Source organism: Plantibacter sp. MCCC 1A11337, from assembly GCF_013349365.1.
Lineage (GTDB): Bacteria > Actinomycetota > Actinomycetes > Actinomycetales > Microbacteriaceae > Plantibacter > Plantibacter flavus_A.
In genome coordinates this window covers 417,984-442,575 of the sequence record NZ_JABJWX010000003.1, presented here as the reverse complement: position 1 = coordinate 442,575, position 24,592 = coordinate 417,984, and the positions used below count along the sequence as shown (strand labels likewise).

General features: G+C 69.1%; 24 protein-coding genes and 1 tRNA gene. 11 read left to right on the top strand and 14 right to left on the bottom strand.

What is annotated here, in order from left to right; genetic code table 11:
• Window positions 1-495: 495 nt before the first annotated feature.
• The 5 genes from HOW07_RS13775 (at window position 496) to xerC (ending at window position 6,235) form a co-directional block, all read left to right on the top strand.
• Entirely contained in the window at window positions 496-2,373 is a 1,878-nt protein-coding gene (locus HOW07_RS13775) for a serine hydrolase (protein ID WP_175117480.1), read from the top strand.
• 374 nt (window positions 2,374-2,747) lie between these two features.
• On the top strand, window positions 2,748-3,692 hold the full coding sequence (locus HOW07_RS13770; RefSeq protein WP_254628350.1) for a Sua5/YciO/YrdC/YwlC family protein: 945 nt from the start codon (window positions 2,748-2,750) through the stop codon (window positions 3,690-3,692).
• Window positions 3,693-3,827: 135 nt separating this feature from the next.
• Window positions 3,828-4,346, top strand: a complete 519-nt coding sequence (locus HOW07_RS13765) for a hypothetical protein (protein WP_175117479.1) — start codon at window positions 3,828-3,830, stop codon at window positions 4,344-4,346.
• A 531-nt stretch (window positions 4,347-4,877) separates the two neighbouring features.
• Window positions 4,878-5,084 carry a helix-turn-helix domain-containing protein gene (locus HOW07_RS13760; protein ID WP_197977590.1) on the top strand — a complete coding sequence of 69 codons (207 nt, stop codon included), beginning with the start codon at window positions 4,878-4,880 and terminating at the stop codon, window positions 5,082-5,084.
• Window positions 5,081-6,235 carry a site-specific integrase gene (gene xerC, locus HOW07_RS13755; RefSeq protein WP_175117478.1) on the top strand — a complete coding sequence of 385 codons (1,155 nt, stop codon included), beginning with the start codon at window positions 5,081-5,083 and terminating at the stop codon, window positions 6,233-6,235. The genes HOW07_RS13760 and xerC overlap by 4 nt, the downstream gene beginning before the upstream one ends.
• Window positions 6,236-6,422: 187 nt before the next feature.
• Here the strand turns inward: xerC and HOW07_RS13750 are convergent.
• The 6 genes from HOW07_RS13750 to topA form a co-directional block, all read right to left on the bottom strand.
• A tRNA-Thr gene (locus tag HOW07_RS13750) sits at window positions 6,423-6,498 on the bottom strand.
• Between the two features lie 35 nt (window positions 6,499-6,533).
• Window positions 6,534-7,169, bottom strand: coding sequence for a TetR/AcrR family transcriptional regulator (locus HOW07_RS13745; protein WP_175117477.1), 636 nt, complete (start codon window positions 7,167-7,169; stop codon window positions 6,534-6,536).
• Between the two features lie 19 nt (window positions 7,170-7,188).
• Window positions 7,189-8,814, bottom strand: coding sequence for an alpha/beta hydrolase (locus HOW07_RS13740; protein ID WP_175117476.1), 1,626 nt, complete (start codon window positions 8,812-8,814; stop codon window positions 7,189-7,191).
• Between the two features lie 9 nt (window positions 8,815-8,823).
• Window positions 8,824-9,957: a DNA polymerase III subunit delta' gene (locus tag HOW07_RS13735; RefSeq protein WP_064294662.1), complete on the bottom strand. Its 1,134-nt coding sequence runs from the start codon at window positions 9,955-9,957 to the stop codon at window positions 8,824-8,826.
• Between the two features lie 77 nt (window positions 9,958-10,034).
• The gene (gene tmk, locus HOW07_RS13730) at window positions 10,035-10,670 is read right to left on the bottom strand and encodes a dTMP kinase (protein WP_121293959.1); all 636 of its coding nucleotides are present in this window, start codon (window positions 10,668-10,670) and stop codon (window positions 10,035-10,037) included.
• On the bottom strand, window positions 10,667-13,522 hold the full coding sequence (gene topA / locus HOW07_RS13725) for a type I DNA topoisomerase (RefSeq protein WP_175117660.1): 2,856 nt from the start codon (window positions 13,520-13,522) through the stop codon (window positions 10,667-10,669). Before topA ends, tmk begins: the two co-directional genes overlap by 4 nt.
• Window positions 13,523-13,683: 161 nt before the next feature.
• Here topA and HOW07_RS13720 point away from each other — a divergent pair, with 161 nt between their 5' ends.
• Window positions 13,684-13,929, top strand: coding sequence for a hypothetical protein (locus HOW07_RS13720; RefSeq protein WP_147427206.1), 246 nt, complete (start codon window positions 13,684-13,686; stop codon window positions 13,927-13,929).
• Window positions 13,930-13,948: 19 nt separating this feature from the next.
• Here the strand turns inward: HOW07_RS13720 and HOW07_RS13715 are convergent, their stop codons facing one another.
• From HOW07_RS13715 to HOW07_RS13705, 3 genes are read right to left on the bottom strand one after another with little or no spacing between them, the layout of a single operon-like run.
• Window positions 13,949-14,371 (bottom strand): Rv3654c family TadE-like protein, encoded by a 423-nt coding sequence (locus HOW07_RS13715; protein ID WP_285038886.1) that lies wholly within the window; start codon window positions 14,369-14,371, stop codon window positions 13,949-13,951.
• Window positions 14,368-14,679 (bottom strand): TadE family type IV pilus minor pilin, encoded by a 312-nt coding sequence (locus HOW07_RS13710; protein ID WP_285038887.1) that lies wholly within the window; start codon window positions 14,677-14,679, stop codon window positions 14,368-14,370. The genes HOW07_RS13715 and HOW07_RS13710 overlap by 4 nt, the downstream gene beginning before the upstream one ends.
• A gap of 45 nt (window positions 14,680-14,724) precedes the next feature.
• Complete coding sequence (locus HOW07_RS13705) at window positions 14,725-14,937, bottom strand: DUF4244 domain-containing protein (protein ID WP_121293956.1); 213 nt, start codon at window positions 14,935-14,937, stop codon at window positions 14,725-14,727.
• Between the two features lie 175 nt (window positions 14,938-15,112).
• Here HOW07_RS13705 and HOW07_RS13700 point away from each other — a divergent pair, with 175 nt between their 5' ends.
• Complete coding sequence (locus HOW07_RS13700; protein ID WP_079706884.1) at window positions 15,113-15,463, top strand: PadR family transcriptional regulator; 351 nt, start codon at window positions 15,113-15,115, stop codon at window positions 15,461-15,463.
• Window positions 15,460-16,023 (top strand): hypothetical protein, encoded by a 564-nt coding sequence (locus HOW07_RS13695; protein ID WP_254628349.1) that lies wholly within the window; start codon window positions 15,460-15,462, stop codon window positions 16,021-16,023. Before HOW07_RS13700 ends, HOW07_RS13695 begins: the two co-directional genes overlap by 4 nt.
• Window positions 16,024-16,068: 45 nt before the next feature.
• Here the strand turns inward: HOW07_RS13695 and HOW07_RS13690 are convergent, their stop codons facing one another.
• From HOW07_RS13690 to HOW07_RS13680, 3 genes are all read right to left on the bottom strand, one after another.
• Window positions 16,069-17,133 carry a type II secretion system F family protein gene (locus tag HOW07_RS13690; protein ID WP_175117474.1) on the bottom strand — a complete coding sequence of 355 codons (1,065 nt, stop codon included), beginning with the start codon at window positions 17,131-17,133 and terminating at the stop codon, window positions 16,069-16,071.
• On the bottom strand, window positions 17,130-18,164 hold the full coding sequence (locus tag HOW07_RS13685; protein ID WP_175117473.1) for a TadA family conjugal transfer-associated ATPase: 1,035 nt from the start codon (window positions 18,162-18,164) through the stop codon (window positions 17,130-17,132). Before HOW07_RS13685 ends, HOW07_RS13690 begins: the two co-directional genes overlap by 4 nt.
• A 111-nt stretch (window positions 18,165-18,275) precedes the next feature.
• Window positions 18,276-19,355, bottom strand: a complete 1,080-nt coding sequence (locus HOW07_RS13680; protein ID WP_354295307.1) for a LacI family DNA-binding transcriptional regulator — start codon at window positions 19,353-19,355, stop codon at window positions 18,276-18,278.
• 150 nt (window positions 19,356-19,505) lie between these two features.
• Between HOW07_RS13680 and HOW07_RS13675 the strand changes: the two genes are divergently transcribed.
• Genes HOW07_RS13675 through HOW07_RS13665 form a run of 3 tightly spaced genes read left to right on the top strand, consistent with a single transcriptional unit; the run spans window position 19,506 to window position 22,820 of the window.
• Window positions 19,506-20,453, top strand: coding sequence for a nucleoside hydrolase (locus HOW07_RS13675; protein WP_079003118.1), 948 nt, complete (start codon window positions 19,506-19,508; stop codon window positions 20,451-20,453).
• Complete coding sequence (locus HOW07_RS13670; protein WP_371743683.1) at window positions 20,450-21,886, top strand: MFS transporter; 1,437 nt, start codon at window positions 20,450-20,452, stop codon at window positions 21,884-21,886. Before HOW07_RS13675 ends, HOW07_RS13670 begins: the two co-directional genes overlap by 4 nt.
• Before the next feature lie 10 nt (window positions 21,887-21,896).
• The gene (locus HOW07_RS13665) at window positions 21,897-22,820 is read left to right on the top strand and encodes a ribokinase (RefSeq protein WP_175117472.1); all 924 of its coding nucleotides are present in this window, start codon (window positions 21,897-21,899) and stop codon (window positions 22,818-22,820) included.
• A gap of 44 nt (window positions 22,821-22,864) precedes the next feature.
• Here HOW07_RS13665 and HOW07_RS13660 read toward each other — a convergent pair whose 3' ends face one another.
• Together HOW07_RS13660 and HOW07_RS13655 are read right to left on the bottom strand one after the other, a co-directional pair.
• On the bottom strand, window positions 22,865-23,662 hold the full coding sequence (locus HOW07_RS13660) for a hypothetical protein (protein WP_175117471.1): 798 nt from the start codon (window positions 23,660-23,662) through the stop codon (window positions 22,865-22,867).
• Entirely contained in the window at window positions 23,659-24,303 is a 645-nt protein-coding gene (locus HOW07_RS13655) for a SatD family protein (RefSeq protein WP_175117470.1), read from the bottom strand. The genes HOW07_RS13660 and HOW07_RS13655 overlap by 4 nt, the downstream gene beginning before the upstream one ends.
• Between the last annotated feature and the right edge of the window lie 289 nt (window positions 24,304-24,592).

Sequence of the window (24,592 nt, the reverse complement as noted above, 5' to 3'; positions counted from 1 at the left end):
TCGACGTCTCGACGGCGAGTGCGCACTGGCTCGAGAGCGCGGACTAGCCGCGTTGACGACGTCTCTCTCAACCGTCGGAGTTTAGAATCCAACCTGCGGTGCGCGCGTCTGGCCGCGACTTTAGGACTGGTCGTCGCGTTCACACACGAACACTGCCGGGACGCCCTCAGTCACGCCACGCACCCCGCGGCAGGGCCTGGGCCTTGGTCATCCATCGGACGCCGGACCGTCAATTGATACCCGGCCTGCTCCTGCCTACCGCGACGTCGGACGCCCTCGTTTTGGTGCTGAGGGATGAATGATGGTCGACTGGCTTCTGTGAACGACACCCATCGCGGATCCGGCCGCTCTGCCCTGACGGCTCCTCGATCCCGGGGATGGCGAATGCTCGCCTTCGCGGTAGCGGGGGCGATCGCCTGCGGTGCCGCACCGGCCGCCGGATCGGTACTGGCGGTAGAACCCGCGGAGGTGACGCCTCAGAGCGAGACGGCCGCCTTGACCTCGCAGGACACGACCGCCTGGCTCGACGGGCTGCTGCCCGCCGCGCTCGAACGTGAGGGGATCGCCGGCGCCGTCGTGTCGGTGGTGAGCGGCGGCGAGATCGTGGCTGAGCGCGGCTACGGCGTGGCGAAGGCTGCCACCGGGACCGCCCAGCCCATGACGGTTGACGTCGACCGGACGCTGTTCCGGATCGGCTCCGTGTCAAAGCTGCTCACGGCGACCGCGGTCATGCAGCAGGTCGAAGCGGGTGCCGTCGATCTGGACGAACCCGTCCAGTCCTACCTCGACTTCACCCTGCCGGTGACGTTCGACACCCCCGTCACCCTCCGTCACCTCCTGACGCACACGGCCGGCTTCGAGGATCAGCTGGGCGGCCTCATCGCCTCGGCGCCCGCTCAGCCGAAGCCTCTCCGCGACACGGTGTCCGTCGATCCTCCCGTGCAGCTGTTCGAGCCGGGCACCACGCCGTCTTACTCCAACTACTCCAACGGACTCGCCGCCTACGTGGTCGAACGCGTCACCGGACGACCGTTCGAGGAGTACGCCACCGAGCACATCCTCGAGGCAGCCGACATGGACGGCGCGACGTTCGAACAGCCACTCTCACCCGAACGGCAGCAGGACATGTCGGCCGGGTACCGGTTCGCCGGATCACCGGAGGTGCCCTTCGAAGTGGTCAGTCCGTCGCCGGCGGGTGCCGTCAGCGGAACCGCTGGAGATCTGGCGAACTTCATGAACGCGCAGCTCGGTCACCCCGCCGCCGACGGGCGCACCCTCCTCGCCCCTGAGACGCTCGACGAGATGCATGCCCCGGCGCTCGGCGAGGAACAGTTGGGGAACCTGGTGAACGGTCCGCAGATGACCCTCGGTTTCTTCGAGAGGGACCGCAACGGACACCGCGTCCTCAGCCACGCCGGCGACCTGACCGCCTTCCACGCTCAGCTCGAGATCTACCCCGACGACGACGCCGGGATCTTCATCTCCCTCAACAGCACCGGCACCAACGGTGACTCCACGACGGCGATCCGCGATGCGATCACAACCGGGTTCGCCGATCGGTACTTCCCCGAGGATCGGCCTGCCCCTCCTGCGGTCGAGACGGCGGCGGACCACGGCGCAGCACTGGCCGGTACGTATCAGCTGTCGCGACGTGGCGAGTCGACGTTCGTGCGCCTGTTCTACATCCTCTCGAGCGTGGAGGTCACCGCCGAGCAGGACGGGGTGGTCACGATCTCCGCGATCACCGACAGCGCCGGGACACCGCTCCGCTTCACCGAGGTCGAGCCGTGGGTCTGGCAGGAGATCGGCGGTCAGCGCCGGGTCGCCGCTGCGACGGACGGGGACGTCGTCACGGCCGTCGGGTTCGATCCGGCGTTCACGATGCAGCCCATGCCGACCGCGCGTGCGCTGGTCCCGACCGTCGCCGCCCTGGCGCTGATCGTCCTCGTCCTCGCCCTGATCGCGTGGCCGCTCGGAGCCCTACGTCGCGCGGGCCGCGATCAGCCCACATCCTCCGATCGACGTGGGCGCGTGCTCACCTGGTGGACGCGGGGATCGATCCTGGCCCTGATCGCCGCGGCACCCTTCTGGGCCGTCGTCGCGCAGGCGCTCATCTCCGACGGACCTGCGCCGTCGGCCCTCGTCATCCGGATCGCACAGATCCTGACGGTCTTCGCGGTGCTCGGGTGTGTTCCGAGCGCTTGGCGGGCGATCCGGGCGGCGCGCGGCGCCGGATCGGCCGAGGGCCAACGTCACCGTCGGATATCGACGCTGCTCCGCGTGATCGGCGCGACGCTCGTCTCGCTCGCCTTCATCGGCCTCGGCTTCATCGCGATCGTCGGAGGACTCCTCCTCCCCGACCTCAGCTACTGACCACGGCACTCACCAACGAGGTTGGCCTGCCACTCGATGATCCTGAACCATCGGACGTCTGGACAACCGCCGCTGGTCACCGCTCCGACCCAGTGATGTGAGGCTTCGTCGACAGCTGAATGAAACCCGTTGCGCGACGGTTGGGAGCGAGTCACCCGGAACGACCGTGCGCGGGGTCGACTGGAGCCTGCGCTCGCTCGACGGGCCAGGGTCTCTTGAACCTCTACAAAACGGCGCTCGGGACACCGGCCGGATCTCTCGTTCATCCGAATGCGTCAGCCGAGATGGATGGACCCTCGAAGCACTCGGGGTCCATCAGGGTGTCGTGGGTCTCCTATCCGTCACAGCACTCCCGGCGAACCTGGGGCTGTGCCATGAAGGACCTGGAGATCCCCCGGCATCACCCTCGCTCTCAGATTGTTGGGATCGACTCAGCCATACGATCGTCTAGCTCAGACGATCGTCTAAGCAAGCCGTATGAGATCAGGAGCATCCGCTCCTGGCCATCCGACGATCCATTGCATATCGAACGGAGCCTCATGAGCACCACGCCAATCCACTGGGCCGGCGGCACCCCAACCGAAGCGGTCGAGCTTCTGTCGGGAGCAGGCGGAATCGCGGTCGTCCCAACGAAAGTCGGGTACATCATCATGACGAGCGATCGTCGAGGGCTCGACCGCAAGTTCGACGCCAAGGAGCGCCACCGGAACAAGCCGGGCGTCGTCCTGGTGAGCTCACTCGACATGCTTCGCGAACTCGCCCAGCTCACCCCGGAGATCGACTCCCTCTACGAGCGGTGCTGGAACGAGGACGTGCTGCTCGGCTGCATTCTCCCGTGGAGCGACGTCGGGAAGAAGGCCATTCCGTCCGATGGGTCCCACCAGCTCATGATGGACGCCCGCGGCACGTCCTGCTTCGTCATCAAGTTCGGTGTTCCCGCCGAGAACGTGGCCCGCCAACTCTACGAAGACCACGGCAAGATCGCATTCGCCAGCTCCGCGAACCCGTCTGGCCAAGGGAACCGCGGGCTCGTCGAAGGAATCGGTGATCGCATCACGGAAGCTGCCGACGTGATCATCGAAGCCGACGACTACGTCGCCTCGATCCAACCGGACACGAGCGTGGACACTCGCTATGAGCAAGGCGTCATGGTGTCCATGGTCGACCCGTCGGGCGCCCTTGTACCCGAACAGAACGGCCAGCGATCGATCGCTCCCTGCCCGACGCTCATTCGCAAAGGACTCGCCGTCGACCGCATCATGATGCTTCTGGCCGACACCTTCACCAGCTGGGACTATCGCCAAGGCGAGTACTACTAGGCCTGGAACAACGCGGGCCCTTCCGCTCCAGACGACTCACCCATGCGCAGCACATCCGACCATCCTGAGGAGTCCCATGCGACGCTGCAGCCTGCGATCACGAACCGCCGGGATCACCCCGTTCCGGTGGGTGGCATGACCGAATCTCAGGTGCCCTCGGGGCCGAGGCTGTCTCGGGAGGACGCCTCCAGCCGGATCACGGCCTACGTCTACGGCAACATCGTGATCCTCGCCACGATCGCACCCCTCACGGCGGTGAACGCCGAGAACGGCGGCAGCTTCTGGTACGTGCTCGCTACGGCGTTCACCACCTTCCTGGCGCACACGTTCGCCGAATCGATCGGGCGACGCGCCAGGAGCGACGAGCGGTTGACGCCTGCGATCATCCGTGCAGAGCTGCGCGACTCCCTCCCGGTGCTGACGTCGGCCTTCTTCCCGGCGGCGGTGTTGGGCCTGGCCTGGGTGAGCAACGTCTCCGGCTTCGTGGCGGAGGTCACCGCCCTGGCTTACCTGATCGTCCGGCTTGCGCTGATCGGCCCGGTCGTCGCTCGGATCCGGCAGGAGCGCCCGTCGTTCCGCACCTTCGCTGCCGGGATCCTGCTCGCCATGGTCGGTGCCGCGGTGGCGCTCGTCAAGGTCGTTCTCGGGTCCTGACCATCGGCTCCCCGATCACGAGCAAGGTTGGATGCCTCGGTATCGCATGTGGTCATGGACCGGCATCGCCGAAAGGGGGTCGATGTGAGCCTCGGTGACCATCTGAGACGACCGCCGCGGCGCTCCCAGGGCATACTGACCCGTTCGGACTGAGAACGCACCTCGGCGGGTCAGTGTCCTGACTTTGCGGCACTCGCGCTGCAGTCAGCGCTCGGATCGGCGCGGACGGAGGCTGCGGGCCCAGTCCGCTTTGTGATCCGCCCGGCCAGGAATCGGAACTGCTGCCGGCGATGCCGTCGGTGCATGAGGTTCCGGCAACCTGCCGGAACCGCTGGCGCGCAGCCGTGCGAGGGGCCGGACGGAACGGCATTCGGTCGAGCAGTCGACTCGGTTTAGGCAGCTTCCCCGAAGAAATCGTCTTCGAAGTGGAAGTGGCTTCTAAACGCTCACTAGCTGACGCAATCCGCTGAAGTCCGCCGCTTCGTTCGCTAGGCAGCAAGAGCAGCCAAAGGGCATCCACTCGGCAGCCCAATGACTGATCGGATCATGATGCCAATCGACAAGCTCTTGCTCACCGCCGAAGAAGCAGCGGAATCGCTCGGAGTGGGACGATCCACCGTCTACGACCTCATGAGGTTGGGTCACCTTTCCAGCGTCAAGATCGGACGCGCCAGACGCATCCCCGTCGCAGCGCTGCACCGCTTTGCCCAGCACCTCGCAGGTGAAGACCAGGCGTGAGCCAGCGGGCAAACGGCGAGGGGTCGATCTACAAGCGCACCGATGGGAGATGGACAGGTGCCACCTATGTGTTGGCGCCGGACGGATCACAGAAGCGCCGACAGGTCTACGGTCGCACCAAAGCAGAGGTCGCGGCCAAGGTCCGTGACCTCATCACGCAGACAGACAGCGGTGTGCCGACGGCAGTGTCGGGCTGGACGATGCAGACGTACGCGGCGCACTGGATGCAGCACGTCGCTCCGACCGCGCTCCGCCCGACGACACGCGCCAACTACGGATGGATCCTTGGGAAGCACATACTGCCTATCCTCGGGACGAAGAAGCTCGAGCAGATCACGCCAGCGCACGTGCGCGAGATGCACACCGCCATCGCCCGCACCGGCGTATCAGCGCACACCGTGCGACTCGCCCACGCAGTGTTGAGAAGTATCCTCGCCGAAGCAGCCAGAGAACAACACATTGCTCGGAACGTCGCCTCGCTCGTCCGAGCACCGAAACTCGATGACACCGAGGTCGAGCCCTGGACTGCCGAGGATGCCTCGACCTTCCTCGAGTCCAGTCGTGAGTCGCAGTTCGCCGAGATCTATACCCTGGCGCTCACCCTCGGTATGAGGCGAGGCGAGCTCTTGGGCCTGCGCTGGATTGACATCAACGCCGAACGAACAGAGCTCCGGGTTCGTCAGACGGCACATCGCGCCGGCGTCGGCCAGGGCATGAGCATCGGCCCCACCAAGACCAAGCGCTCCCGACGAACACTCCCCCTGCCCGAACGCGCCGCCGATGCACTGAAACGTCGGCACGCGATCCAAGACGGCGACCGCCGAGCCGCAGGACCAGCGTGGGACGACACGGGGCTGGTCTTCACGACGAAGATCGGCACACCGATCGAGCCCAGCAACCTGCGCCGAACCTTCGACAAGGACATCGCGGCCGCGGGCGTCCGCCGCATCCGCTTTCACGACATGCGCCACACCTGCGCATCCCTGCTCCTCTCGCAGGGCGTGCAGATGCGAGTCGTCATGGAGATCCTTGGACACTCGAACATGGCGATCACCTCCGACATCTACTCGCATGTTGCGCCGGCGACGCTGAAGAGCGCTTCTGCGGCGATGAACTCCGCGCTCACCGACCGAGGCCCGAGCCTCGACTGACCACTGTCGTGCGCCGCGGTTCGTCGGCGTCCGTGGGCGTTGCTGTCAGCCGTTGCTGTCAGCGTTGCTGTCAATCGGGCCCAAAACCACACCTGCCCGCCAGAACTGCGAGGCGATCGTGGATGGATCGAGGCGAGAAAAAAGCCGCTGACCTGGGATTTCCAGAGCAACGGCCGGGTGATGCTGGTGGAGCCGCCCAAGGGAATCGAACCCTTGACCTTCTCATTACGAGTGAGATGCTCTGCCGACTGAGCTAGGGCGGCGCGTGCGCTGGTCGCCCGGCGCACGAGTATCCATGTTAGCGCAGCTTTTGGACCGTCGTGTACAGCTCGGCGAAAGAACGACGGATCCGCTCGGCGAGGGACCCGGGGGTCGGCGCATCAGCCCAGCAACGCCACGCGTGGCGCAGGCCGGCGAAGCCCACCATCGTCACCATCCAGCAGCGGTCGAACAGTGCCTCGGCGTCCTCCGCGAGCGTCGGGTCGTCGTTCAGCACCCGCCGCTCGACGACCTTGTACAGGCCCTCCTCGAAGCCGCGCATACTCGCGATCCGCGCACCCAGCAGGTGTGGGTGGTCGCGCAGCACGTCCTTGCGGAGATGGTGGATCTCGACGTCCTCGTCGGCGTCCCCCACGGTCCGGGCCAGGAGCTCCCCCAGATCGGTGAGCACGTCGGTGGCGGGCCCGGCGGTCAGGAAGGCGTGCAGGGCGTCGCCGTCCGGGATCAGCGGGATGTCGCCGATCAGCGCCTCCTCCTTCGTCCCGAAGTAGTTGAAGAAGGTCCGCGGCGAGACCTCCGCCCGACGGCTCACCTCCTCGACCGTCACGTTCTCGAGCCCCTGCTCACTCGCGAGCGTCAGCACCGCGTGCTGGATCGCCCGACGCGTCGCGAGCCGCTTCCGCTCGCGGAGCCCGAGTTCAGCCGGCGCCGTCATGGTCATCAGGATCCCGCCGTCAACTGCACATCGGGTCCTTCGACGGCACCGTGCCGTCGATGAGGTACTGGTCGACCGCCTGGTTCACGCAGTCGCTGCCCTTGTTGTAGCCGGTGTGACCCTCACCCTTGTAGGTGATCAGCTGACCCTTGTCGAGCTGCTCCGCGAGGTTCTGCGCCCAGACGTACGGCGTGGCCGGGTCGTTCGTCGTCCCGACGACGAGGATCGGCGCTGCGCCCTTCGCGTGGATCTCCCCACGCTCGGTCCGCGTCTGGTACGGCCAGTTGGCGCAGAACGTGTCGCCGTAGGCCATGTACTCGCCGATCACGGGAGCCGCCTCCTCCAGCTGCTTCGCTTCGTCGGCCATCTTCGTCTTGTCGTCGTCGTAGCTGTAGTCGAGGCAGTTGATCGCATTGAAGGCCTCGGTCTGGTTGTCGGCGTACTTGCCGGACTCGTTGCGACCGTTGTAGCCGTCGGCGAACTGGAACGCGATGTCGGTCCCGCCCTGCATGACCTCGTCGAACATCTGGCTGAGGTACGGCCAGGCATCGGCCTGGTACAGCGGGTAGATGATCGCCGTGAGCAGCGTGTTGCCGCCCAGCTCACGTCCGTCGTCACCGGGGATCGGGTTCGCGTCGACCTCGTCGAGGAGCGTCTTGATCTCGGTCATCGCGCTGTCGACCGAGCCACTGAACGGGCAGTCCTTGCCCGTCATGCAGTCCTCGAGGTAGGCGCGCAGAGCACTCTCGAAGCCCTTGGCCTGCTCCTTGACGACCTCGAAGTTCGACGTCGACGGGTCGATCGCGCCGTCGAGCACGAGGCGCCCGACGTTCTTCGGGAAGAGCTCCGCGTAGGTCGCTCCGAGGAACGTGCCGTACGAGTACCCGAGGTAGTAGAGCTGCTTGTCGCCGACGGCGGCGCGCAGCATGTCGAGGTCCTTCGCCGCGCTCTGCGTGTCGACGAACTCGAGCATCTTGCCCGTCTCCTCAGCACACGCGTCGCCGAAGTCCTTCGCGGCCTTCTCGTTCGCGGCGATCCACTCGTCGGAACCGCGCTTCCCCGGCGTGACGTCGTACAGGTACGCGTCCATCTCGGAGTCGGTCAGACATTTCACCGGCGTCGACTTCCCGACACCGCGGGGGTCGAAACCGACGACGTCGAAGTTCTCCTGGAGGTCCTTGTCGACCGCGAAATCGAGGCTGTCGGCGACGAGGCTGTAACCGGAACCGCCCGGGCCGCCGGGGTTCATGAAGAGCGAACCGATCGGCTTGCCGTTCGTGGCCTGGTGCCGCACGAGCGCCAGGGCGAGTTCGCCGTCCGAGGGGTTGTCCCAGTCGATGGGCGCCTTCGCCGTGGCGCACTCGAAGCCATCGGCACAGCCGCTGGTCTTCCAGTCGAGTTTCTGCTCGTAGAAGGGCTTCAGCTCAGCGTCGACGTCGCTCGTCGCCGGTGACGAGGACGACGTCGTCGGCTCGGCGGCCTTCGGCGGCAGGAAGGCCGTCACGCACCCGCTCAGCGTGAGCGCCGCGACCGCGAGACCGGCCACCAGGGCGACCCGCGCCGTACGGCGCGCACCGGGACCCCTGCGACGGGGCGCACCGGTCGATCCCGTCGAGTCCGACGGCTGCTGCCTGGGCGAAGTCACAGAGGCTCCCTACCGGACCGCCGACACGAGCATGGCCTCCAAGGCCAGCGCCGGGGCGACGTTCCCTTCGATTCGTGTGCGGGCGACGGAGATCGCCTCCAAGGTTTCGATCGTAACCGCAGGCGTCGTCCGGCGAGCGGCTTCCTCGAGTTCCGGACGCAATTCACGGTTGATGATCGTGGCGTCGTGCCCCAGCTGCAGGAGCACGATGTCGCGGTACAGCGACAGCAGGTCGACCATGATCCGGTCGAGGCCGTCACGCAGGCTGCGGGTGGCGCGCCGCTTCTGGTCCTCCTCCATCGCCCGCACCTGCGAGCGGAGGGCCGGCGGGACCGATTGACCGGGCTCGACGCCGAGCGAGCGCAGGGTGCTCTCCCGCTCGGCCTCGTCGCGCAGCGAGGTGTACGCCTTCGCGTCGTCGCCCGCCAGCTCCAGGAGGCGCCCAGCGGTGACGACCGCCTGACCGGCACTCCGGATGTCGAGCACGGCGCGGAGCGTGGACTCACGGCGCTGCCGCGCGCCGGGGTCGGTCGCGAGGCGGTGGGCCATGCCGACGTGGCTCTGCGCCTCGCGGGCGGCGCGTTCGGCGAGCTCGGGCGCCACGCCGTCACGCCGTTCCAGCAGCTCCGCGACGTCGTCGATGGTGGGGACGCCGAGACGGACCGAGCGGACGCGCGACCGGATGGTGGGCAACAGGTCGGCCTCGCTCGGCGCGCACAGGACCCAGATCGTGCTGCTCGGCGGCTCTTCGAGCGACTTCAACAGCAGGTTGGAGGTGCGCTCGGTCATGCGGTCGGCGTCCTCGACGACCATGACGCGGAAGCGACCGACGGACGGCGCGCGGTAGGCGTTCCGGACGAGGTCGCGGACTTCGTCGATCGTGATGATCACGCGATCGGTGCTCAGCGCGGAGAGGTCGGGGTGGGTGCGCGCCTCCACCTGACGACGGGTGACGTCGTCGCCCCCGGGCTCGCGGCTGAGGAGCGCGGCGGCGAAGGCGTAGGCGAGGGTCGACCGGCCGGAACCGGGCGGCCCGGTGATGAGCCAGGCGTGGGTGAGGCCCTTGGGCGTGATCGGGTCCGACGCCGACTGGAGGAGCTCGATCGCGTCGCGTTGACCCGTCAAGTCGGTCCAGGAAGCCATGCGTCTACGATACCGGGCGGTACCGACGTGAGCCGGCGGGGCCCTGCGACAGGCTCAGGGAGCGGGAGGGCGCGCGCTCAGAGGAGCGGCGCGATGCGGGCCTGGATGTCGGCGGCCAGTCGCTCGGGTGGGAGCGCGGCGTCGACGACGAGGAACCGCTCGGGCTCCGCGGCCGCGAGGGCGAGGAACGACTCCCGCACCCGGGTGTGGAAGTCCTGCGCCTCGGCCTCGAGCCGGTCGAACCGCTTGTTGGCGTTGTCGAGACGGCCGCGGGCGACGGCGACGTCCAAGTCGAGCAGGACGGTCACGTCGGGCAGGAGGTCCTCGGCGGCCCAGAGCGAGATGTCGCGGATCTGCTGGGCGTCGAGCACGCGTCCGCTGCCCTGATAGGCGACCGACGAGTCCAGGTACCGGTCCTGCAGGACGACCTCGCCCCTCGCGAGAGCCGGGCGCACGACGGTGGCGATGTGGTGTGCGCGGTCCGCCGCGTAGAGCAGGGCCTCGGCACGCGGGCTGATATCGCCTCGGTGATGCAACACGATCTCGCGGATCTCGACACCGAGCTCACTGCCGCCCGGCTCGCGGGTCCGGACGACCGTCCGCCCCTGCTGCTCGAACCAGTCGCTCAACAGCCGCGCCTGCGTCGACTTCCCGACGCCGTCGCCGCCCTCGAGGGTGATGAACAGGCCCCGAGGGCGTCCTCCCCCGCTCACGTGACGGCGTCGGCCTTCGCCGCAGCCGCCTTGTTCGCGGCGCGCGTCGCGGCAGCCTTCTTCGCCGCTTCCGAACGGACGGTCGACGTGGCCGACGCGGACTTCGTGGCCGTCGCCTTGGCGGTCCCCGTCTTCGCGGCGGGGGTCTTCTTGGCCGGAGCCTTCTTCGCGGGTGCCTTCTTCGCGGGAGCCTTGCGACCGGCCTTCGGCTTCGCCGGGCCCTTCGCACGCTTGTCCGCCAGGAGCTGGACCGCTCGCTCGAAGTCGACGTCCTCGACCTGCTCGCCACGAGGGATCGTCGCGTTGGTCACGCCGTCGGTCACGTAGGCGCCGAAGCGGCCGTCCTTGATCTTGATCGGCTTCCCGCTCTCGGGGTCGGCCTCGAACTCCTTGAGGGCGCTCGACGCCTTCCTGGCTCCGTACTTGGGCTGGGCGAACAGCTCGACGGCACCGGCGAGGTCGACCGCGAAGATGTCGTCCTCGGAGGTGAGCGACCGGGTGTCGGTGCCCTTCTTCAGGTACGGACCGTAGCGGCCGTTCTGCGCGAGGATCTCCTCGCCCGACTCGGGGTCGGCGCCGACGACCCGCGGCAGGTCGAGGAGCTTGAGCGCGGTCTCGAGGTCGATGGTCGCGAGGTCCATCGACTTGAAGAGCGATGCGGTGCGCGGCTTCTCGGCCGCCGCCTTCTTCTTGGCGGGAGCCTTCTTCTTGGCACCCGCTGCGGGCTCGGTCACCTCGCCGGTCGCCGTGTCGACGGAGAGCTCCGCCTCGGGCTCCGGGTCGACCTCGGTGATGTACGGGCCGAAGCGTCCGTCCTTCGCGACGATCTCCTTACCGGTCGTGGGGTTCACGCCGATGACGCGATCGCCGACGACGGGTGCATCGATGAGCTCGTGCGCCTTCGCGGGCGTCAGTTCATCGGGCGCGAGGTCCTCGGGCAGGTTGACCCGACGCGGTGTCGGGGCTTCCTCTCCCTCGGCCGGCGGCGGACCGTCGGGCGTGACCTCGAGGTACGGGCCGTACTTGCCGATGCGGAGCGTGACCCCGTCGTCGATGACGATCGAGTTGATGCGGCGGGCGTCGATGTCGCCGAGGTTGTCGATGACCTGACGCAGGCCGCGACCCGAGGCGTCGCCGAAGTAGAAGCCCTTGAGCCAGTCGACGCGGTCGACCGAGCCGCCGGCGATCCGGTCGAGGTCGTTCTCCATCTCAGCGGTGAAGTCGTACTCGACGAGCTCCTCGAAGTACTCCTCCAGGAGACGGACGACGCTGAACGCCACCCAGCTGGGGATGAGCGCCTGGCCGCGCTGCGTCACGTAGCCGCGGTCGATGATCGTGGAGATGATCGACGCGAAGGTGGAGGGTCGGCCGATGCCGAGCTCCTCGAGCCGCTTCACCAGGCTGGCCTCGGTGTAGCGCGGCGGCGGCGAGGTCTCGTGCCCCTTCGCCTCCGGGTCCTCGATGCCGAGCTGCTGACCTTCGGTGAGGGGCGGCAACTTCGCCTCGGACGCGTCGTCCTGGGAGTTGCGGTCCTCGTCCTGGCCCTCTTCGTAGGCGGCGAGGAAGCCACGGAAGGTGATGACGGTGCCGGAGGCGGTGAACTCGGCACGGCCGACGTCGGTCTTCGACTCGAGCGTGATCGTCGCCGTGGAGCCCTTCGCGTCGGCCATCTGGCTTGCGACGGTGCGCTTCCAGATCAGGTCGTACAGCTTGAAGTCGTTCCCGCGGAGGGTCGATGCGAGCGAGGACGGCGTGCGGAACGTGTCGCCCGAGGGACGGATCGCCTCGTGCGCCTCCTGCGCGTTCTTGCTCTTGCCGCTGTAGAGGCGCGGCTTGTCGGGCACCGTCTCGGCGCCGTAGAGCGCAGCAGCCTGCTTCCGAGCCGCGTCGATCGCCTGCTTGCTCAACGACGGCGAGTCGGTACGCATGTACGTGATGTAGCCGTTCTCGTATAACGACTGCGCGACACTCATCGTCTGGCGAGCGGAGAACCGGAGCTTGCGACCGGCCTCCTGCTGGAGCGTGGAGGTCGTGAAGGGAGCCGCCGGACGGCGGGAGTACGGCTTGGACTCGACGGAGAGGACGGTCGCCTTCGATTGCTCGAGTGCTGCGGCGAGCGCCGTGGCCCGCTGTTCGTCGAGCGGGACGGCACTGCCCTTGAGCTCTCCGAGGTCGTCGAAGTCGCGGCCGGTGGCGACGCGGTCGCCGTCGAGCCGGACGAGCCGCGCGGTGAAGGGCGCTCCGGTGGCGTCGGCTTCGGGGAGGAAGCGGGCGATGACGTCCCAGTAGGAGGCGGCGCGGAAGGCGAGGCGCTCGCGCTCCCGGTCGACGACGAGTCGGGTGGCGGCGGACTGCACGCGTCCGGCGCTCAGTCCGGGGCCGACCTTGCGCCAGAGCACGGGCGAGATCTCGTACCCGTAGAGACGGTCGAGGATCCGGCGGGTCTCCTGGGCGTCGACGAGGTCGGTGTCGAGGGGCCGCGTCTTGTCCTTCGCGGCGAGGATGGCGTCCTTGGTGATCTCGTGGAAGACCATGCGGCTGACGGGGACCTTGGGCTGCAGGACCTGCAGGAGGTGCCACGCGATGGCTTCGCCTTCGCGGTCCTCATCAGTCGCGAGGAGGAGTTCGTCGGCGTTCTTGAGTGCGCGCTTGAGGTCCGCGACGGTCTTCTTCTTCGCGTCGGAGACGACGTAGTACGGCTCGAAGCCGTTGTCGACGTCGACCGAGAACTTGCCGAGCGAGCCCTTCTTGAGCTCGGCGGGAAGGTTCTTCGGCTCGATGAGGTCGCGGATGTGACCGACCGAGGACAGCACCTCGTAGTCGTCACCGAGGTATCCGGCGATCGACTTCATCTTGGTCGGTGACTCTACGATCACGAGTTTCTTGCCTGCCACGAGGCTCCTTCCATCAGGCACACCATACACACGTGCACAGCAGGCTTGTCCAATCGTGGGGCGGCCACGCGCGTGTCCAACCCCTTGCGTTCTGCGGCGTTCGGAGCAGAATGTCTGCCATGAGTACCCAGACGAGTTACACCGTGAAGTTGACCGACGGTCCACTGGAGGGCAAGACGATCAGCGCCCGACTCAGCGACCATGGATCACCGACGCCCACTGTCGACGTCCCGAGCGGTACCGCCGGCAAGGTCTACCGGTACGCCCGGACGACCGGTGAGGAGTACGACGACTCCGGCGCCCCGAGCGCGGTCGACTACCGCTTCCTGGAGGCGGTCTTCACGACCGGCTCCGGTCAGGACTGACCGGTCGCACCGCTACCTCTTAATAGGTGGCGGTCACGGGCACCCCGGCGACGGCGCCGGACGCCTCAGGAGGCGGTCCGGCTCTCGCGGCGACCGTGATGGCGCCGAAGGCCGTGTCGACAGTGGCGTCGACGAGGACCGTGAGGCCCTCCACGCTGCAGGTGCCGAGCGACGCCGCATTGCGCGCCGCGACCATGCGAGCAGTTTCGCAGGGGAAGCCTGGGAGCCTGCCGGACGCGGTGTCGGCTGCCGCCAACGCGGCTGCGTCGGCCGCGTTCGCCGCTCGCTGATGAGCGGCGAAGAGCGTCACCACGGGCAGTGTCGCCAGGAGGACGGCGATCAGGGCTCCGAGGACGCCTGCCGCCAGGACCGACCCGGCTCCGGTCTCGTCGTGCAGGCCTTCCGTCGCGCGGAGGGCGATACGGCGCAGCTGCACGTTCACCGGCCGCCACCCATGGCGCACGAGGAGGCCGATACCGGGACGATGCCGGCCAGGCCGGATCCGCCGACGGCGTCGACCCGCACGCAGACGAGGTCGCCTTCCGCCCCACTCGTCATGGTCGCCCCCGGCAGGACGCGCTCGACTCGACCCGCCGCGGTCCCGGCGTCGTCGCCTCGCCCCAGACTCCGGGCGGCGTCCGCAGCCGCGTCGGTCGCGCGGAGCTGGGTCAGCCCCACCTGCACCGCCGAGAGCCCCATCGCCAGCACGAGGACGACGGCCGGGACGACGACCGCGAACTCCGCCGTCACCGCGCCATCCTCCGAACGGCATGTCGGCACACTCAGTCGCACGGCTCAGCCGTTCGCCGTCAGGGCTCGTCGGATGAGGTCGGTGAGGATGCCCCGCACCTCGTCTCCGCGGAGGATGGCGACCAGGAGACCTGCGAACCCGACGGCCGCCATCGTGGCCACCGCGTACTCCGCCGTGGCGGACCCCCGTTCGTCCTGCAGGACGCGCCGCACCTCGCGCGTGACACGCTGCTCGACTCGACGACCGATCGTGATCATGATGTTCCTTCCCCGCACCGGAGTGCTGCGCTCGTGGCACGAACACCTCCATGTTCGGCGAACGCGTCCAGCGACGCGCGAGCGGAGCCGACGTCGGCGACGGGCCGCGTCGGCCGGCCGGTTGTGGAGCGATCTCGCCTTGCACCCGACCGCTATTCATGCTTGAGTAATAGTCATGGATGAACAGCTGGCGGCGCGCGACTCGCAACTCCTCCGGGGCGTGTTGCCGATGCTCATCCTGTCCACCGTGCACCGCGGTGAGACCTACGGGTACGAGCTGGTCGAACGTCTCCGAGCCCTCGGTCTGGCCGATCTGGCGACCGGCGTCGTGTATCCGGTCCTCAGCCGGTTCGAACGCGACGGACTGGTGACCGCGCGTCGGGTCGCCTCCTCGGGCGGCCCAGCACGGAAGTACTACGCGATCACCGAACGAGGAGACGCGGCGAGGCTCGACGCCATCGCCCGCTGGAGGGCGATGACCGACATCGCCGAACGAGGAATCGACCCTGAAGGAGCATCAGCATGATCGACCAGAAGCACCCGACGGCCGATGACCTGCTCGCCGAGCGCGCTGCCCGTGGATTGAGCCTCGCGGACCGCTGGCGACGCGACTCGTACCTGCAGCGCCTCGACTGGCACCTGGAGGCCGTGGTCACGGGGCGGGAACGCCGCTCGATCATCCGTTCACTCCGAGACGAACTCTCGGTCGATCGGCGACCGATGACGATCGCGCTGGCCGACCTCGGCTCACCACGCGCTCTGGCCGCCCGCTACGCCGACGACCCGGCCCGGTTGCGGCCGACCTGGTCGATCGGGGTCATCTGGGGCGGCGTCGCGATCCTCGTCTACTGGTTCTCGTTCGCCCTGTTCACCCTCGGGATGCTCGCGGTGGTCGAGCAGTCGACACTCGATGAAGCGCACGCGCGGTTCTTCTTCGTCGACGTGCTCGCCTTCGCCAACGAGGACGGCATCGGCGTCGGCTGGTCCGGCGACGTCGCGTGGATCCTCGTGCCACTCGTGATCATCGCAGTCGCCGTGCTCGTCGGAGCACGCTGCTGGCGCGCACTGCCACGCTCCCGCGACTGAAGCAGCCACGCGACGGAAGCAGGCAGGTCGGCGTCGAACCGTTGGTCAGAACCCGAGCGTCGTCGAGGTGACGACGCTGAGGAGGAGCGGAGCCACACCGACGAGGAGGAAGGCCGGCAGGATGCAGACCCCGAGCGGGATCATGAGGCGGGTCGCGAGGATCGCTGCAGCCCGCTCGCCATCGGACCGTGCCTGATCACGCTGCTGTTCCGCCTCGCTGCGGAGCAGCTCACCGGCGGGGATCCCGGCCCTGGCAGAGAGCGCGAGGACGCCCGCGATCGTGGCACCGTCGTAGGGGACGGCGAACCGCTCGCACGCCTCCTCGACGATCGACCGGGCCGCCGGCGCCGCTCCCCCACCCGCCATCGCCACCGCGACGAGGTCGAGCGACAACCCCGGCGCGGGGTCGCGCCTGGCCGCCCGTGCACTGAGCGCCGAACTCCAGCGCGCACCGACGATGAGGAACACCACACCGGCCGCAAGACAACAGAGCCCGGGAGGTGTCGCGAAGAGCGTCCGCAGCGTGTCGAAGCCGAGGGCCATCCCGAGGAGGACGGCGACGAGCGGCAACCAGAGCACCAGCCTCGCCGTCGCGGACGGTCCGGCGAGCGCCGTGCCGACGTCGCGACCGATGCGGTCCAACTCGCGCAGCGACCCGGCGAGGTCGCGCAGACAGACGCCGAGCGGCGCGCCGCTGATGGCAGCGACCTGCCAAGCGGCGGCCAGGCCCGCCCAGGCCGTGCGCGCGCCGGCACCCGTCTCCTGATCAGCGACGGCGGCGATCGCCGCCGGCAGGTCGCCGCCGTGCGCTGCAGCATCGGCTACCGCTGACAGCACCGCCGCGTCGGCCCGATGATCGTTCGTCGGGCCGGCTTCGTCGTCCGGTCCATCCGCCGCGAGGCCGACGGACACCGATGCTGATCGCGTTCGCGCATCGGCGTCGGCTTCCAGGGCGAGATGCCTCCAGGCGCTGCCGGGTGCGACACCGGCACCCAGCAGTACGGCCAGACGACGGGTGGTGCGCGCCACGCGGGCGGGACCGTCGTCATCGGGCGGAGCCGCGCCGGGAAGCGCCGCGAGCACCCGCCGCAGGACCCGCAGCCGGGTCACGGCAACTCCTCGACGGAGAGGCGGTCGTGTTCGTCGATCAGGAGGCGGCCGACCGCCACCACCTGCCGTCCGACCGGGAGCCGTGCCAGGTGCACGACGAGTCCGATCGCGCTCGTCGCCTGACGGGCCACAGCCTCCTGACTCATGCCGGCGAGCGCACCGAGCGCTTCCAAACGGGCGGGCACGTCGGTCACGGAGTTCGCGTGGAGGGTGCCTGCACCGCCGTCGTGCCCGGTGTTGAGCGCCGACAGCAGCTCACGCACCTCGGGCCCCCGGCACTCGCCGAGGACGAGCCGGTCGGGACGCATGCGGAGCGCCTCGCGCAGGAGGCGTTCGAGGTCGATACCGCCGGCCCCCTCCAGGTTGGCCTGGCGCGACTGGAGTGCGACGGCATGCGGGTGGAGGATCCGCAGCTCCGCGACGTCCTCGATCACGACGAGCCGCTCGGCGGGCGAGGCGAGGCCGAGCAGGGCGCCGAGGAGCGTCGTCTTCCCGGAGCCGCCCGCACCGGTGATGAGGATGTTCGTGCGGGCCGCGACGGCATCGCGCAGCAGCTCGGCGACCGTCGCCGGGAACATCCCGGATGCCTGCAGCGCATCGAACCCCAGCGCTTCGTCCCGTGGCACCCGGATGGACAGGAGCGTCCCTCGCGTCGACACCGGCGGGAGGACCACGTGGACCCGCACCCCGTCCTGCAGACGCACGTCGACGCACGGCGTCGCCTCGTCGACGTGCCTCCCACCTCTCGCGACCAGACGCACCGCGAGCGCGCGGATGGTCGCCTCATCGGAGCGCCATCCCGTCTCCCGGACGAGCCCGGCGCCGTGGTCGAGCCAGAGGCCGGACGAGCCGTTGACGAAGAGGTCGGTGACCCCCGGATCGGCGAGGTAGGGCGCGAGCGCGCCGAAGTCGGCGAGCGCCGTGACACCGCGCGACTCGCCTGCTCGCGCGGGCTCGGCGTCGACCGCCGCCTCCGGCGGATCGGGCGGGGCGGCCTCGGGCGGGACGGAGACGACGAATCGATCGGACATGCGGCGAGCGTAGAAGCCCAGGCTCGAACCCCGAGGCGCGGAGGCGCTGGCCTCGCAAGCTCACGAGACCGGCCTCGCTTGTGGAGCGTCGTCGGCGAACCTCAGTGCACCTCAGCGGCCGATCGTCGAGGCGCGGATGACGAGGTCCGCCGCGATCACCGGGGCGGGTGCCACCGTCCGACCCTCGATCCGGGCGAGGAGTTGCTCAGCGCCTGCGCGACCGAGCGCCTCACCGGGCAACCGCACACTCGTCAGCGGCGGGTCGCTCACGACCGACGACGCCAGGTCGTCGAACCCGACCACCGCGAGCTCACCCGGCACCGGCATGCCCATCGCCCGCGCCGACTGCAGCACCCCGTACGCGTGCGTGTCGGTCGCGCAGACCAACGCGGTCACCCCGGCGTCGCGCCACCGCGGCCAGCTGTCGACGAACGCCTCGGCCGCCGCTTCGAGGTCGATGATGCTCTCCGCGCGATCGTCCGCGTGCACGCGCATCCCGCGCACGGCGGCCTCGCGCTCGAGCAGCAGTCGACGCAGAAGGAACGTGTCCGTCGCGGTGCGCCCACCGAGGTACCCGAGCTGACGGTGACCCAGGACGTGGAGGTGGTCGAGGAGCGCGCGGACACCGCCGAGGAGGTCGAAGTCGACGGAGACGGCGCGTCGGTCGGCGGCGACGGCACCGGACGCGGCCTCCGCCGTCGTCATCGGGAGGCGGGGTGCGTCGAGCAACACGAGCGCGGCGTCCAGCCGGAGCTCCTCGAGGAAGGCCTCGCTCGGCGCGTCGACCACGACCCCGGCCGGTCGGAGGGCCGCCAATCGGCCGAGCGCCGCCGCCGTGGGCACGTCGCCCTCCCCGGTCACTGAGACGAGCAGCTGGTAGGCGTCGCCGAGGCCGGCCCTGAGCCCGCGGATCACCGCACCGAAGTAGGGGTTCGAGGCATCCGGCGTCACGAAGACGACCAGGTTGCTCGACCCGCTCGCGAGCGCCCGCGCGGCGTGGTCGGCGACGTAGCCGAGCTCCGCGATCGCCTGGCGCACCCGTTCGGCGTTCTGTGCCGACACGTGACCGGCCTCCTTGCCGTTGGCGACGAGCGACACGGTCGCGACCGACGTCCCGGCCCGCTCCGCCACCATCGCCGCCGTCACGCGACGGGCGGCGCGTGGCTGGGGATCGTTCGGTTCGAGGGGCACCCGTCGATCGTATCGGGGCCGCGGAACCTCGCGCCGATCGAGCCGGTTTGGCGAACCTAAAGCGCTTGACGTAAGCTGCCTCCGGCGGACCTGAAGCGCTTTACGTGCCGTGTCGCCCGCTCCCCCAGCACCCCAACGATGTGGAGAACCATGCCCCGCAAGATCATCCTCGACTGCGACCCAGGCCACGACGATGCGATCGCCATCCTCCTGGCACACGGCAACCCCGAGATCGAGCTGCTCGCCGTCACGACCGTCGTCGGCAACCAGACGCTCCCGAAGGTCACCCGGAACGCCCTCGCCGTCGCCCGCATCGCCGGGATCACCGACGTGCCGTTCGCCGCCGGTGCCGACCGCCCGCTCGTACGCCCGCTCGAGAACGCGCCCGACATCCACGGCGAATCAGGCATGGACGGCCCCGTCCTGCCCGAGCCGGCGATCGCCCTCGACGACCGGCACGCCATCGACCTCATCATCGACCTCGTCATGTCGCACGAACCGGGCGAGATCACCCTCGTCCCGACCGGCGGCCTGACGAACATCGCCCTCGCAGCCCGCAAGGAGCCGCGCATCGTGGAGCGCGTCAAGGAGGTCGTCCTCATGGGCGGCGGCTACCACGTCGGCAACTGGTCGGCGGTGGCCGAGTTCAACATCAAGATCGACCCCGAGGCCGCGCACATCGTCTTCAACGAGAGCTGGCCCGTCGTCATGGTCGGCCTCGACCTCACGCACCAGGCCCTCGCCACCCCGGAGGTCGTCGAGCGGATCGCCGCGATCGGCACCGGCCCGGCACGCTTCGTCGAGGAGCTGCTCGAGTTCTTCGGCACCACCTACAAGGACGCACAGGGCTTCGACAGCCCGCCCGTGCACGACCCGTGCGCCGTCGCCTACGTGATCGACCCGACGATCGTGCGGACCGTCAAGGTGCCGATCGACATCGAACTCACGGGCACGCTCACCCTCGGCATGACGGTCGCAGACTTCCGCAGCCCGGCTCCGGACGACTGCAGCACCTGGGCCGCGACCGAGCTCGACCACGCACGCTTCTGGGGCCTCGTCACCGACGCCCTCGAGAACATCGGGGAGATCGAACTGTGAGCGACCTCCTGAACTCCACGAAGCCCGCCGTCCGCATCGGCGCCCTCATGACGGCCTTGCTCGCCGCCTGCGTCGCGTTCCAGTTGAACGCGAGCATGCTGAGCCCCGCGCTCGTCAGCATGGCGCGCGAACTGCAGACCGACGACGCCACCATCGGCCTCTCGCAGACCATGTTCTTCACCACGGCGGCGTTGTTCTCGGTCTTCCTCCCCCGCCTCAGCGACATCGTCGGCCGGAAGCGCGTCCTGACGGGCATGCTCGTCATCATGCTCGTCGGCACCGTCGTCGCGGCCCTCGCCGTGAACGTCGAGATGCTGTTCGTCGGCCGCATCATCCAGGGCGTGTCCGGGCCGGTCGTGCCCATCACCCTGCTCATGCTACGCGCCGAGGTCACCGACCCGAAGCGGTACGGCGCCATGATGGGCCTCATCACCGCAGTCAACGGCGGCATCGCCGGGATCGACGCCCTCGCCGGCGGATGGCTCGTCACGAACCACGGCTTCCGATCCGTCTTCTGGACCATGGCCGTCGTCGCAGCCGTCGCGATCGTGTTCGTCGTCCTGTGGGCCGCGAACTCGCAGCCCTCGAAGGGCACGAGGATGGACTGGTGGGGCGTGCTCCCGCTCGTCGTGTCGATCGCCGCACTGCTCACCGCGTTCAACGAGGCCGGCAAGCTCGCGGCGGCGAACTGGTTGCTCGTCGGCGGGTTCATCGTCGTCGCCCTCGTCGCATTCGCGATCTTCTGGACCGTCGAGAACCGCGTCGCCGAGCCACTGGTCGCCACGAAGTACCTCCGCCAGCGCAGCACCTGGGCACTCCTGCTCACGACGCTGCTCACGATGACCGGGGTCTTCGCCGTCGCCAACGGCCTCGTCACCTCGATCGCGCAGAACGCCGACGCGGGCTTCAGCATGGAGGCCGACCTCGCCTCGCTCGCGTTCCTGACGCCGTACGCCCTCGTCGGCTGGCTCGTCGGCCCGTTCGCCGGTCGTCTCGCGCCAACGCTCGGCTACCTGAACGTGCTCCGCATCGGTCTCATCGGTAGCATCGTCTCGCTCGTCATCATGGCGCTCGTCGGCGTGCACTCGCTCCCCGTCCTCATCGCGACGACCGTCCTCATCGGTGCGACCTACGCGGGCATCGGCAACATCATGCTCAACGGGCTGGGCATCGTCCTGTCGCCGAAGGAGAACCCGGGCTTCCTGCCCGGACTGAACGCGGGCGCCTTCAACCTGGGCGCCGGCCTCAGCTTCGTCGTCCTCCCCGCCGTCCAGATCGCCGTCGCGCCCGCCGGAGGGACGTCGACGGCCGGGTACACGAGTGCCATGCTGGTCGGCGCGGGCATCACCGCGGTCGCCCTGCTGGTGTCGTTCCTCATCCCGAAGCCCGCCGGCGCCGAGGTCCGTCCGGCCGAGACCGCCTCGGCAGCCTAGGAGGGTACCCATGCAGAGTCCACGCATCGTCGTCGTCGGGTCCTTGAACGCGGACCTTGTCGTCCGCACAGCACGCTTCCCGCAGCCCGGGGAGACGCTCACGGGATCCGAACTCGCCGTCGTCCCCGGCGGCAAGGGCGCCAACCAGGCGGTCGCCGCGGGCAGACTCGGCGGCGACGTCACCATGGTCGGCGCGGTCGGCGACGACGCGCACGGGTCGCTCCTGCTCGAGTCGCTCTCGAGCTCGGGAGTGGACGTCACCCGGATCGCCCGACGTGACGACGTCGCGACCGGCACCGCGGTGATCACCGTCGACGACGCCGGGGAGAACACGATCATCGTGTCGCCCGGGGCGAACGGCACCCTCACGCCCGACCGGATCGGCGAGGCGTGGACGGCGCTCGACGGTGCCGGCGTCGTCTGCCTGTGCCTCGAGGTGCCCATCGACACCGTGCTCGAGACGGCCCGGCGGGGCGCTGCGGCCGGCGCGCTCGCGCTCCTCAACCTCTCCCCCTACGGTCCGGTACCGGAGGAGCTCCTCCAGGCGACCGGCGTCCTCCTCGTGAACGAGCACGAGGCCGCCGATCTCGCCGGGGTCGACCCGGAGGAGGCCGGGTGGGAGGCGACCGCAACGGCGCTGCGCAGCCACGGCATCCGACGAGCCGTCGTCACGACCGGGGCCGCGGGCAGTGTCGTGATCGACGGCGAGGCCGCCCCGACACCGGTTCCGTCGCCGACGGTGGACGCCGTCGACACCACCGGATGCGGCGACGCGTTCATGGGTGCCCTCGCGCTGCGACTCGCTGCCGGCGACGAGCTCGTCGACGCGGCTCGATTCGCCTCGACCGTCGGCAGCTACGCGGCGACCGGGGCCGGCGCCCAGGCGTCGTACCCCGATCAGGAACAGCTCGCGGCGTTCCTCGAGCAGCGATGAGACAGGGGGCCCCGCGTGAACCGACGCGGGACCCCCGTGTCGCCTCAGCCGGCGGCGATCACCCAGAGGTAGAGCACCGCGGCAGCAGCGATCGCCCAGCTCGTGAAGCTGCCGACGAGGAACTCCTCCGCCTTGCCGCCGACCCCGCGATCCTCGGAGATCTCCGGGAAGCGCACGATGCCCTTCGCAGCGACGAGGGCGGCGATCACCATGCCGGTGCCGCTCAGTGCGAGGACGACGATGAAGACGCGTTCGAGCGGGCCGATGAGTCGGCCACCGAGCAGCTGTGTCGTCGGACGCCGCGGCGTGGCGCTCTGCTCGACGCTCCCCAACTCGCGTCCGCGGATCATGACCGTCCAGGCGGAGGCGGGTGCCGCGGTCGGTTGCGGCTCGTCGTCCTCACGCGCGCGGCGCAGTGACGCCCGCACGATGAGGTTGCTGCTCCGCGTGAGGAAGACGAGCGTCGACCCGGCTGCGACAGCGAGAACCAGGGGCACCTCCTGCAGCACGCCGAGGTCGAAGCCCGCGTAGACCTGTGCAGCGGGGCTGTCGGCGGCCCCGCCCGCCCCGAACACGAGCGTGGAGGCGACGACGAGGAGACCGAGCAGGAGCACGGGCCAGAACCCGCGCGGTCGTGACGCGTCCGAGGACGGCATGGCCACGATCCATCCGAGGGCGACGAGGCCGGTCAGCGTCGGCCACCACCAGTCGAGCCCGAGGCCCAGCACGGCGAACAGCCAGACCACCACCAGCCCGATCACCGGGGACCAGCGCGGGCCGCGGACCACACCCCGACAGAGGTCGGCGCCCCCGATCATGAGCAGCAGGACGGCCGTGATCATCGGGCCGGCGATCCGGCGAGCAGGTCGAGGGCCGAGACGAGCGCGGCTCCGCCCGATCGTTGCAGGTTCTGCGACACCGCGGACTGCGAGATGCCGGCTTCGGCAGCCATCGACTCCTGCGATCGGCCGAGGAGCGCTCCCGCGGCGAGCTGTCGCTGTCGGGGGTTCCGCATCTGATCGATCGTGTGGTCGCGCAGGGTGAGGAGTGCGTTCACGATGGCGTCTCCGTCCTGGGGCGCTTCGCCCTCGAACCACGATCGCAGGTACGGCTGACGTTTGTCCTCTCGCCGATGCGCCTCGTCGATGGCGGCTCGGGCCCGCCACCAGGCGGAACCGTCCTGAATGCGGGCCTCCTGCCCGGCGTCGATGTCCGTGACCTCGCCCCAGCCGAGGCCGAACCGGCAATCGACCTCCGCGGGGAACAGCAGTCGCGCGAGGGTGGTGGCTCGCAGTGCGGTCGCGACGTCCGCGTACACGACCTGGAACTCGTCGCCGACCGTGGGACGCAGCGGCTGCTCGGCGGGCCAGGTGGCCTCCACCTGGAGGAAGACGTCCTGGATCGCGCGCTGAGCTCGGGTGCGGTCGTCGAGACGGCGGGAACCGACGATGTCGACGACGACGGCCAGGAGGAGATCGGTCATCTCAGAAGCATAGAGCTGATAGTGGCAGAACTATAAGCAATAATCGAATACTCACCTGCCGCCGACGCCGGAGATAGAAGAAGGCGGCACCCATTGGGGGGAATGGGTGCCGCCTCTACAGTGCCGGATTGGGGGGAATCGCTGGCACTGCATGCACGAATGTGTATTCGGCCGGGTCCAAGTGTACGCCAGTGAACGGGGAACACAAGCACTCAGACGACCCCAGATCGAGTGGTTTCCCTACCATGCCCAGATCATTCACAGACTGGGCCCGAGAATTTGTTCGGAT